Origin of the sequence: Microbacterium sp. NPDC086615, from assembly GCF_040686055.1 — a bacterium.
In the GTDB taxonomy this organism is placed as follows: domain Bacteria; phylum Actinomycetota; class Actinomycetes; order Actinomycetales; family Microbacteriaceae; genus Microbacterium.
In genome coordinates this window covers 227,931-238,950 of record NZ_JBFBJJ010000002.1, presented here as the reverse complement: position 1 = coordinate 238,950, position 11,020 = coordinate 227,931, and the positions used below count along the sequence as shown (strand labels likewise).

10 protein-coding genes are annotated in these 11,020 nt (G+C 70.8%); all 10 read left to right on the top strand.

What is annotated here, in order from left to right:
* The first annotated feature begins 103 nt into the window (after nt 1-103).
* The 10 genes from argC (at nt 104) to AB0O24_RS03355 (ending at nt 10,906) form a co-directional block, all read left to right on the top strand.
* Nucleotides 104-1,153: an N-acetyl-gamma-glutamyl-phosphate reductase gene (gene argC, locus AB0O24_RS03400; protein ID WP_275797719.1), complete on the top strand. Its 1,050-nt coding sequence runs from the start codon at nt 104-106 to the stop codon at nt 1,151-1,153.
* The gene (gene argJ / locus AB0O24_RS03395; RefSeq protein ID WP_275797721.1) at nt 1,150-2,307 is read left to right on the top strand and encodes a bifunctional glutamate N-acetyltransferase/amino-acid acetyltransferase ArgJ; all 1,158 of its coding nucleotides are present in this window, start codon (nt 1,150-1,152) and stop codon (nt 2,305-2,307) included. Before argC ends, argJ begins: the two co-directional genes overlap by 4 nt.
* Entirely contained in the window at nt 2,304-3,206 is a 903-nt protein-coding gene (gene argB / locus AB0O24_RS03390) for an acetylglutamate kinase (RefSeq protein ID WP_058594888.1), read from the top strand. The genes argJ and argB overlap by 4 nt, the downstream gene beginning before the upstream one ends.
* A complete protein-coding gene (locus AB0O24_RS03385) occupies nt 3,203-4,420 on the top strand; it encodes an acetylornithine transaminase (RefSeq protein ID WP_275797723.1) in 1,218 nt (405 codons plus the stop codon). The genes argB and AB0O24_RS03385 overlap by 4 nt, the downstream gene beginning before the upstream one ends.
* Complete coding sequence (argF, locus tag AB0O24_RS03380) at nt 4,417-5,340, top strand: ornithine carbamoyltransferase (protein ID WP_058594886.1); 924 nt, start codon at nt 4,417-4,419, stop codon at nt 5,338-5,340. Before AB0O24_RS03385 ends, argF begins: the two co-directional genes overlap by 4 nt.
* Nucleotides 5,319-6,440 (top strand): heparan-alpha-glucosaminide N-acetyltransferase domain-containing protein, encoded by a 1,122-nt coding sequence (locus tag AB0O24_RS03375; protein WP_363372575.1) that lies wholly within the window; start codon nt 5,319-5,321, stop codon nt 6,438-6,440. Before argF ends, AB0O24_RS03375 begins: the two co-directional genes overlap by 22 nt.
* A 254-nt stretch (nt 6,441-6,694) precedes the next feature.
* A complete protein-coding gene (argH, locus tag AB0O24_RS03370) occupies nt 6,695-8,125 on the top strand; it encodes an argininosuccinate lyase (protein ID WP_275797729.1) in 1,431 nt (476 codons plus the stop codon).
* Nucleotides 8,126-8,202: 77 nt separating this feature from the next.
* Nucleotides 8,203-8,706 (top strand): Pycsar system effector family protein, encoded by a 504-nt coding sequence (locus AB0O24_RS03365; protein WP_275797731.1) that lies wholly within the window; start codon nt 8,203-8,205, stop codon nt 8,704-8,706.
* Nucleotides 8,707-8,796: 90 nt separating this feature from the next.
* Nucleotides 8,797-10,110 (top strand): tyrosine--tRNA ligase, encoded by a 1,314-nt coding sequence (gene tyrS / locus AB0O24_RS03360; protein WP_275797733.1) that lies wholly within the window; start codon nt 8,797-8,799, stop codon nt 10,108-10,110.
* A gap of 1 nt (nt 10,111) precedes the next feature.
* Complete coding sequence (locus AB0O24_RS03355) at nt 10,112-10,906, top strand: DUF4184 family protein (protein WP_275797734.1); 795 nt, start codon at nt 10,112-10,114, stop codon at nt 10,904-10,906.
* Nucleotides 10,907-11,020 lie beyond the last annotated feature (114 nt).

Genomic DNA, 11,020 nt, shown 5'->3' with positions numbered 1-11,020 from the left:
GAGTTTCGGCGACCTCGTAGCCCGCCGGTTGTCGGGCTTGCGGGCGTCGCCGCCCCGGTACGCGCTGAATTTCAGCACCCGCCCCGACTCCTAAGGTAGATACATGACCCTCTCGGTCGCCGTCTCCGGCGCTTCCGGCTATGCGGGCGGCGAGATCCTCCGCCTCCTCGCCGATCATCCCGATGTCGAGATCCGCACCGTCACCGCGCACTCCAGCGCGGGTCAGCCGCTTCTCGCCCACCAGCCTCACCTCCGGTCGCTCGCGCACCTCGAGCTGCAGGCGACGACCCCCGAGATCCTCGCGGGCCATGACGTCGTCTTCCTCGCGCTGCCGCACGGCCAGTCCGCGCAGTACACCGACGCCCTCGCCGACACCCCGCTCGTGATCGACGCGGGGGCCGACCACCGCCTCACCTCGTCGGACGATTGGGCCGCGTTCTACGGCGGCACGCACGCCGAGCCCTGGGCGTACGGCGTGCCGGAGCTGCCCGTCGCGGGCGGCAAGCAGCGCGACAACCTGCGCGGCGTGACGCGTATCGCGGCCCCGGGCTGCAACGCGTCCACCGTGGCGCTCTCGCTCGCGCCGGGCGTCGCCGCGGGTGTCATCGACCCGGGCGACATCGTCTCGGTCCTCGCCGTCGGGCCGAGCGGGGCGGGGAAGGCCGCGAAGACGAACCTCCTCGCCAGCGAGATCCTCGGCACCGCCAATCCCTACGCGGTGGGCGGGACGCACCGGCACATCCCCGAGATCCGGCAGGCGCTCGCCGCGGCCGGAGCGGTGGCCGACGGCATCCGGATCTCGTTCACCCCGGTCCTCGTCCCCATGGCGCGGGGGATCCTCGCGACCTCGTCGGCACCCATTCGGGAAGGGGCGACGGATGCCGAGATCCGCGCCGCGTGGGAGAACGCCTACGCCGATGAGCCCTTCGTCGAGCTCCTTCCGGAGGGCGTCTTCCCGCGGACGGCCGACGTGCTCGGCGCCAACGTCGCCTCGATCGGGCTCGCGATCGATCGGGCGGCGAACCGTGTGATCTCGGTCGCCGCGGTCGACAATCTCGTCAAGGGCACGGCCGGAGCCGCCGTGCAGTCCATGAACATCGCCCTGGGTCTCGCCGAGACCACGGCCCTTCCCCTGAACGGAGTCGCCCCGTGAGCGTGACCGCCCCCGCCGGATTCGAGGCGGCCGGAGTCGCCGTCGGCCTGAAGTCGACGCACGCGCGCGACGTCGCCGTCGTGGTCAATCGCGGCCCTCTCAAGGTGGGCGCCGCCGTCTTCACCTCGAACCGGGCGAAGGCCAACCCGATCCTGTGGTCGGAGCAGGTCGTGAAGGACGGCGTCGTCGAGGCCATCGTGCTCAACTCGGGCGGAGCGAACTGCTTCACCGGGTCGTTCGGCTTCCAGACCACGCACCAGACCGCCGAGCGCGCGGCCGAGCTGCTCGGTGTCGGCGCGGGCGATGTGCTCGTGTGCTCGACCGGCCTCATCGGCACCGGTGACGAGGTCTTCCGCGCGAAGGTTCTCGCGGGCGTCGACCAGGGGATCGCGACGCTCTCGCCCGAGGGCGGCGAGGACGCGTCGCTCGCGATCATGACCACCGACTCGAAGCCCAAGCGGGCCGTGCACGTGGGCGAGGGGTGGTCGATCGGCGCGATGGCGAAGGGCGCGGGGATGCTGGCGCCGGGCCTGGCGACCATGCTCGTCGTGATCACCACCGACGTCGTCCTCGACGCGGCCGAGGCGGACGCGGCGCTCCGCGCCGCGACGCGCGTGAGTTTCGACCGGCTCGACTCGGACGGCTGCATGTCGACGAACGACCAGGTCACTTTGATGGCGAGCGGGGCCAGTGGCATCCGGGTTCCCGCCGAGGAGTTCGCCGAGGCTCTCACCGCGGTATGCGACGATCTCGCGGCACAGCTGCAAGGCGATGCCGAGGGCGCCAGCCATGACATCACCATCCGGGTCGTGAACGCCGCGAGCGAGGACGACGCCGTCGTGGTGGGCCGCTCGATCGCCCGGAACAACCTCTTCAAGGCCGCGGTCTTCGGCAACGACCCTAACTGGGGTCGGGTGCTCGCCGCGATCGGGACGACCGACGCCGCCTTCGACCCGTACGACGTCGACGTCTGGATGAACGGCGTGCGCGTGTGCACCGCCGGCGGTCCGGACCGTCCGCGTGAGGACGTCGACCTGACCCCCCGCGCGACCGACCTCGTCGTCGACCTGCGCGTCGGCGAGGCCGCGGCCACGATCCGCACCAACGACCTCACGCACGATTACGTCCACGAGAACAGCGCCTACTCCTCATGACCCACGTCGACCTCCAAGACACCGATCCCGCCGAAGCCAGCGATCGGGCGGTCACGCTCGTCGAATCGCTGCCGTGGGTGCGTAAGTACCGCGACCAGGTCGTCGTGGTGAAGTACGGCGGAAACGCCATGGTCAGCGACGAGCTGCAGGACGCCTTCGCCGCCGACATCGCGTACCTGCGCTACGTGGGCGTGAAGCCCGTCGTCGTGCACGGCGGCGGTCCGCAGATCTCGTCGATGCTGAATCGCCTCGAGATCCCGAGCGAGTTCCGCGGCGGCTATCGCGTCACCTCGACCGAGGCCATCGGCGTGGTCCGGATGGTGCTCACCGGACAGATCAACCCGCAGCTCGTGGCGAAGGTCAACGCGCACGGACCTCTCGCGACCGGTCTCAGCGGAGAGGACGCCGGCCTGTTCGGCGGTCGTCGCCGCGGCGTGGTCGTGGACGGGGTCGAGCACGACCTGGGCCGCGTCGGCGACGTCGTCACGGTCGACCCGCAGCCCGTGCTCGACCACCTGGCCGCGGGCCGCGTGCCGATCGTCTCGAGCATCGCGCCCGATCTCGACCACCCCGGCAACTCGCTGAACGTGAACGCGGATGCCGCGGCCGCGGCGCTCGCGGTCGCGTTGAACGCGAAGAAGCTCGTCGTCCTCACCGACGTGCCCGGGCTCTACGCCGACTGGCCGAACCGCGACTCGCTCGTGTCGCACCTCACCTCGACGGAGCTGCGCGCGATGGTGCCGAAGCTCGAGTCGGGCATGATCCCGAAGATGCAGGCGTGCCTCGACGCCGTCGACGGGGGAGTGCCCACCGCGGCCATCATCGACGGACGCGTGCCGCACTCGGTGCTCGTCGAACTGTTCACCAGCAAGGGAATCGGAACGGAGGTGGTCGCATGACCACGGCAACCTGGCAGGAAGACGCCGGACGCGACCTCGTCCGGAGCTTCGGCGACCGCATGGCGATGTTCGTGCGCGGCGAGGGCGCCTACCTCTGGGACGCCGACGGGACGAAGTATCTCGACTTCCTCGCCGGTATCGCGGTCAACGCCCTCGGTCACGCGCACCCGGTGTTCGTCGAGGCGATCACCGCGCAGGCGTCGACCCTCGCGCACGTCTCGAACTACTTCGCCACGCCGCCGCAGCTCGCGATGGCCGCGCGCCTGAAGCGGCTCGCCGGCACGGGAGAGTCGGGCCGCGTGTACTTCGGCAACTCCGGGGCCGAGGCCAACGAGGCGGCGTTCAAGCTCGCGCGCCTGCACGGCCGCGGCACCGACCGCACGCGCATCCTGACGCTCAAGGGCGGTTTCCACGGCCGCACGATGGGCTCGCTCGCCCTCACCGGCAAGCCCGCGCTGCAGGCCGACTTCCTGCCGATGGTCCCCGGCGTCGAGCACATCGACGCCACGATCGAGGCCCTCGAGGCCGCGGTCGACGAACGTGTCGCCGCTCTGCTGGTCGAGCCGATCCAGGGCGAGGCGGGCGTCGTCGAGCTCCCCGAGGGGTACCTGCAGGCCGCGCGCGAGATCACCGCGCGCCACGGCGCCCTGCTGATCATCGACGAGATCCAGACCGGTGCCGGGCGCACCGGCGCCTGGTTCGGGTTCCAGCACGCCGGCATCGTGCCCGACGCGATCACCGTCGCGAAGGGCATCGGCGGCGGTTTCCCGATCGGCGCGCTCATCACGTTCGGCGCGGCCAGTGACCTGTTCTTCCCCGGCACGCACGGCTCGACCTTCGGCGGCAACGCGCTGGGCACCGCGGTCGGGGGAGCGGTGCTGCAGGAGATCGAGGCATCCGGTCTCGTCGAGAACGCCGCCCGCCGCGAGGGGGAGATCCGCAACGGCATCGCCGCGCTCGGCTCGCCGCTCGTCGCGGGCGTCCGCGGCCGGGGCCTGCTGCTCGGCATCGGCCTCACGAGCCCCGTCGCCAAGGCCGTGGTCGCCGCGGCCCAGCAGCACGGGCTCGTCGTGAATGCCGCCAACGACGACACCATCCGCATCGCGCCGCCCCTCACGATCGGGGATGCCGAGATCGCGCAGTTCCTCGAGTTGTTCGCGGCCGCGCTCTCCACCGTGTCCGATGCCTTGATCCTCGAAGGAGCTCCCGCGTGACCCGCCACCTGCTGCGCGACGACGACCTGACCCCGGCCGAACAGGCCGAGATCCTCGACCTGGCGATCGAGCTGAAGAAGGACCGCTGGGCGCAGAAGCCGCTCGCGGGCCCGCAGACCGTCGCGGTGATCTTCGACAAGTCCTCGACCCGCACGCGCGTCTCGTTCGCCGTCGGCATCGCCGATCTCGGCGGGTCGCCGCTGATCATCTCGACCGCGAACAGCCAGCTCGGCGGCAAGGAGACGCCCTCCGACACGGCCCGGGTGCTGGAGCGTCAGGTCGCCGCGATCGTGTGGCGCACCTACGCGCAGTCGGGGCTCGAAGAGATGGCGCGCGGGACGCGCGTCCCGGTCGTCAACGCCCTCAGCGACGACTTCCACCCCTGCCAGCTCCTCGCCGACCTGCTCACGATCCGCGAGCACAAGGGCGAGCTGAAGGGGCTGACGCTGTCGTTCTTCGGCGACGGGCAGAGCAACATGGCCCACTCGTACGTGCTCGCGGGCGTCACCGCCGGCATGCACGTCCGCGTCGCGGCTCCCGCGGACTATGCGCCGCGCGCCGACGTGATCGCGGATGCCGAGCGGATCGCCGCCGAGACCGGCGGATCGATCACCCTCAGCGACGACCCCGAGGCCGCGGCATCCGGGGCCGACGTCATCGTCACCGACACGTGGGTGTCGATGGGCAAGGAAGAGGAGAAGCTCGCGCGGATCCGCGATCTGGGCGGATTCAAGGTCACGAGCGAGCTCATGGCCCTCGCCGACGACGAGGCGATCTTCATCCACTGCCTTCCCGCCGACCGCGGCTACGAGGTCGACGCCGAGGTCATCGACGGCCCCCAGAGCGTCGTGTGGGACGAGGCCGAGAACCGGCTCCACGCCCAGAAGGCGCTGTTGGTGTGGCTTCTGCGCCAGAACTGACGTCCCGGCCACGCCGGCTCTGGACCCGTTTCGACGGGCCGGGCCGGCTGGCCGGCGTCGACCTCGCCCGGGGTCTCGCGGTCGTGGGCATGCTGGCCGCGCATCTGCTCGACACCGAGGACTTCGTCGCGGGAGACCCCTCGTCGTGGCTCGACATCGTCAACGGGCGCTCCTCGATCCTGTTCGCGGTCCTCGCGGGCGTGTCGATCTCGCTCGTCACCGGCGGGACGCGACCGGTCGAGGGCTATCGCCAGGTCCGCGCCTCGGCGCGGCTGGCGATGCGGGGCGCGTTGCTCTGGGTCATCGGCATCCTGCTCGTGATGACCGGCGTGCCGGTCTACGTGATCCTGCCCGCGTACGCCCTGCTGTTCGTGCTGTCACTGCCGTTCCTCGGGATGCGCCCTCGGGCGCTCTTCCTCACCGCGGGGGCGCTGGCGCTCGTGATGCCGTGGATCCAGCCCGTGCTCGACGCCGCCCCGATCTGGTCGGGCCGCGGGGGCGACGAGCTGGCAGCGGCTCTCGGCTGGCACTACCCCTTCCCCGTGTGGATCGCCTTCCTGCTCGCCGGGATGGGCCTCGGACGCCTGGACCTCGGGCTGCTGCCCGAGCAGGCGCTGATCGTGCTCTCGGGCTCCGCGCTCACGCTGGCGGGATACGGGCTCGCCCTCGCGACGGCGCCCCTCGTGGCGGGGAACGCCTATCTCTCGACGGTCCTGACCGCCGAGGACCACTCGGCGGGGCTTGGTGAGGTCATCGGCTCGGGCGGCTTCGCGATCGCGGTGATCAGCCTGTGCCTGCTGCTGTGCCGCACGCCGCTGCGCGGGGTCGCGGTCCCGCTCCGCGCCGTCGGCTCGATGCCGCTGACCGCCTACGTCGTGCAGCTGCTGGTGTGGGCCGTCGTCGCTCTGGCCGTGCTCGGTGACACCTCGGATCTGTGGGGGATCCGCGCGCTCGAGCTCTTCGGTCCGCTGACCCTCGGTCTGATCGTCGGGTGCACCGCGTGGGTTCTGACGGTCGGCCGGGGACCGCTCGAAGCGCTCGTCGACGCGATCGTGCGTCTCGTCGTGGGACGGGATGCCGCGGTCTCGAGCGAGCGCTGAGAGTCGGGCCTCGCTGGGCTGGGTCGGTGCTGTCAGTGGCGGGGAGGCGTCCCCGGGCCGTGGGCCGTGCCAAACTCCGGAGGATTTGGGGGTTCGTCCGGTTTTGAGGCCCCGAGGGGGCGGGGAATCGTCGATTGTTCCGGAGTTCGGCACGCGCGGCGGGCCGGCTCGGGGCGGGGCCGCCGGCGGCCGCGTGGCGGGCCGGCCCTCGTCACGGCGACGGCGGCGTCGGCGGCCCTCGGTAGGCTGGGGGCATGAGCAGCGAGACCGGCCAGGCGACGAACGAGGGAGCCCTGTGGGGCGCCCGTTTCTCGGGCGGACCCTCTCCCGAACTGGCGGCGCTCAGCCGTTCGACGCACTTCGACTGGGACCTCGCCCTCTACGACATCGCCGGCTCGCACGCGCACGCCGCGGCCCTCGAGGCTGCCGGATATCTCGACGCGGCAGAGGCCGCGGCCATGCACGCGGGACTCGACGAGCTCGCCGCCCGCGTGAAGGACGGCACGCTGGTCGCCGCCCCCGGCGACGAAGACGTCCACGGCGCTCTCGAGCGCGTGCTCATCGAGACTGTGGGGCCCGCGCTCGGCGGCAAGCTGCGCGCCGGCCGCAGCCGCAACGACCAGATCGCGACGCTCGTGCGTCTCTACCTGCTCGACCACGCGCGCACCCTGACCCGCGAGGTCCTGCGCCTGATCGACGCGCTCGTCGCCCAGGCCGAGGCGAACGACGGAGCCATCATGCCCGGGCGCACGCACCTCCAGCACGCGCAGCCCGTCCTCCTCGCGCACCACCTGCAGGCCTACGGCTGGGCGTTCACGCGCGGCATCGAGCGCCTGCGCGACTGGTCGGTGCGGGCCTCGGTCTCGCCCTACGGCGGGGGAGCGCTCGCCGGAGCGACCCTGGGCCTCGACCCGCAGCTCGTCGCCGACCGATTGGGACTCGCGCGCCCGGCCGAGAACTCGCTCGACGGCACCGCCTCGCGCGACGTCGTGGCCGAGTTCGCGTTCATCACCGCGATGATCGGCGTCGACCTCTCGCGTCTGGCCGAAGACGTCATCCTCTGGAACACCCGCGAGTTCGGCTTCGTCACGCTCGACGACTCCTACTCCACGGGCTCGAGCATCATGCCGCAGAAGAAGAACCCCGACATCGCCGAGCTCGCGCGCGGCAAGGCCGGCCGTCTGATCGGCAACCTCTCCGGCCTGCTCGCCACGCTGAAGGGTCTGCCGCTGGCGTACAACCGCGACCTGCAGGAAGACAAAGAGCCGGTCTTCGACTCGGTGCGCACGCTCGAGCTCGTGCTGCCGGCGTTCTCGGGCATGATCGCGACGCTCCGCTTCCACACCGACCGCATGGCGGAGCTCGCCCCGCAGGGCTTCTCGCTCGCCACCGATGTGGCCGAGTGGCTCGTCCGTCAGGGCGTGGCGTTCCGCGACGCGCACGAGATCTCGGGCGCGCTGGTGCGCGCGTGCGAGGAGCGCGAGATCGGTCTCGAAGACGCCGACGACGCCCTGTTGGCATCCGTCTCTCCGTCGCTCACGCCCGCGGTGCGCGAGGTGCTGACCATCGAGGGGTCGGTGTCGAGCCGCACCGGTGTCGGTGGGACGGCTCCCGAGCGCGTGCGTGAGCAGCGCGAAGAGCTCGTGTCGCGGGCTCAGTCGGCCGCGCGCACGCTGATCGACTGATCAGCTTTTGGCTTATCAAATCCGAACGATAAGCCATAGCCTTATCAGGTGATCTATCGGACTCCCGTGGTGCCCGTGTGAGGCGTCGAGCGACAGACCTGCCGCGTCTGGAAGTCCTTTGGCGGCAACTCGAGAACGTCAACGCGTTGATTCGGCACGCCGACACGAAGCTGACCACGTTGATCGCTTTCGCGGGGGTGGCGGGGGGTGGGCTGTTCGTTGTGTCGGACAGAGCCGACCCCGCATGGGTTGTCTTCTTCTCGGCCCTTTGCGGGCTCCTGATCGCCGCTTCGGGGGTACTCGCCCTCGCCGCTCTTCTCCCGCGTCGACCCTACCGACCCGGGCGTGCGACGGAACACATCTACTTTCGAGCCATCGCGAAAGAGTACGAGGGTCCGGATGCCTATACGGCTAGTGTTCTGAAAGACGGCGTTGACCTGAGCGTCAACCTTGCTCGCCAGATCCAGATCAATGCCGTTATCGCGGACCGGAAGTTCGCATTGAGCAGTGGGGCGACGTTGTGTCTGATGGCCGCGGGACTCCTCCTCGCCGTCGTGGCGGGGCATCAGATGTTTGGGTGAGGCGATGATGAGGGCGCGGCGGCGTTTCCCTGCGGTCGCGGTCGCGCCCTGGCATCCGGGGTCCGATACCCCCGCTGGTAGCCTGAACGGGTGTCTGCACCGATCGATGCGGCGCCCGTGAGCGCCCTCCAGCCCGCCAATGACCCGACTTTCGACAATGTCTGGGACGAGCTGGTCTATCGCGGACTCATCCACGTGTCGACCGACGAGACCGAGCTGCGCGAGCTCCTCGGCGGCGACCCGATCGTCTTCTACTGCGGCTTCGACCCGACCGCGCCGAGCCTGCACCTGGGCAACCTCGTGCAGCTGCTCACCATGCGTCGCCTGCAGCTCGCCGGACACCGCCCGCTCGGGCTCGTCGGCGGCTCGACCGGTCTGGTCGGCGACCCCCGCCCCACGGCCGAGCGCACGCTCAACACGCGCGAGACGGTGGCCGAGTGGGTGTCGCGCCTGCGAGCCCAGGTCGAGCGCTTCCTGAGCTTCGAGGGCGACAGTGCCGCCCGCATGGTGAACAACCTCGATTGGACGGCGCCCCTGAGCGCGATCGACTTCCTGCGTGAGATCGGTAAGCACTTCCGCGTCGGCACGATGCTGAAGAAAGACGCCGTCAGCGCGCGCCTGAACTCCGAGGCCGGCATCAGCTACACCGAGTTCAGCTACCAGATCCTGCAGGGACTCGACTACCTCGAGCTGTACCGCCAGTACGGCTGCGTGCTGCAGACCGGCGGCAGCGACCAGTGGGGCAACCTCACCAGCGGCACCGACCTGGTCCGCAAGGTCGAGGGCGCGTCGGTCCACGCCATCGGCACCCCCCTCATCACCAACAGCGACGGCACGAAGTTCGGCAAGAGCGAGGGCAACGCCATCTGGCTGGATGCCGACATGTGCAGCCCGTGGGCCATGTACCAGTTCTGGCTCAACACCGACGACCGCGACGTGATCGAGCGCCTCAAGGTGTTCACGTTCCTCACGCGCACCGAGATCGAAGAGTACGCGGGACTCGTCGAGAGCGAGCCGTTCCGCCGCGCCGCGCAGAAGCGCCTCGCACGCGAGGTTGTCACGACCGTGCACGGAGCGGAGGCGACCGAAGCCGTCATCGCCGCGACCGAGGCGCTGTTCGGCCAGGGCGACGTGAAGGCTTTGGATGCCGCCGTGCTCCGCACGGCACTCGAGGAACTGCCGAACGCGACGATCGCCCGCGGAACCACCGTCGTCGAGGCGCTGACTGCCACCGAATTGTCGTCGAGCCTCAGCGACGCGCGCCGCGCGATCGCGCAGGGCGGCGTCTCGCTGGACGGCGAGAAGGTGACGAGCGACGACGCCGTGGTGCAGGGGACTCTCCCGGGCGGCGTCTCGGTGCTGCGCCGCGGCAAGAAGACGCTCGCGGGACTCTTCCTCAGCTGACATGCCGTTCACCGTCAGCCACGCGGTCGTCGCCCTGCCCTTCGTGCGGACGCCGCTGGTGCCGGCGGCGATCGCGATCGGCGCGATGACCCCCGACCTTCCGCTGTTCCTGCGCGGAATCGTGCCCCCGTACTCCGTGACCCACGATCTCGCGTGGCTGCCGGTGACGGTCGTCCTGGCGTTCGTGCTGCTTCTCGTGTGGCGCTGCGTCCTGCGCCCCGCGACGCGCGAGCTGCTGCCGCGGCGCATCGCCGAGCGCCTGCCCGACGGATGGGATGCCGGTGCCCCCACGGTCGCGCGCGAGACCGTGCGCGGGGGAGTCGTCGGCATCCTGTGGCTCGTCGTCTCGCTCGCGCTCGGGGTGGTCACGCACGTCGCGTGGGACTTCTTCACGCACGAGGGGCGAGCGGGCGATGCCCTGTTCCCCGCGCTCGAGCAGCAGTGGGGGCCGCTCCTGGGCGTGAAGTGGCTGCAGTACGGCTCGGGGGCGTTCGGGCTGGCGGGGCTGGCGGTCTTCGGGTTGTGGTGGCTGTCGAAGCGCACGGCGGTGCCCGTGCGGCGTGTGGTTCAGGATGCCGTGCGCGCGGTGTGGTGGCTCTCGCTTCCGGTCGCGCTGGTCGGGGCGACACTCGTGGCGCTCGCGGTCGAGGGAGGGTTCGGGGCGGAGTACACCCCGACCCACCTGATCTACGGCGTGCTCGTGAAGGTCGCCGCCGTGTGGGGTATCGCGACCGTGCTCCTCGCCGTTCTCGTGCAGGCGCGGCGTGCGCGGCTCGCGCGGACGGCACGCGGCTGACCCGCGGCGCGCGGCGCGCGCCTCGCGGTGCGCGGCCCGGGGTGCGCGGCTCACGGCGCGGGATGGGCGAGACTGCACACGGCTGACAAATCCACTGCAGCCTGCAGTGGGGAT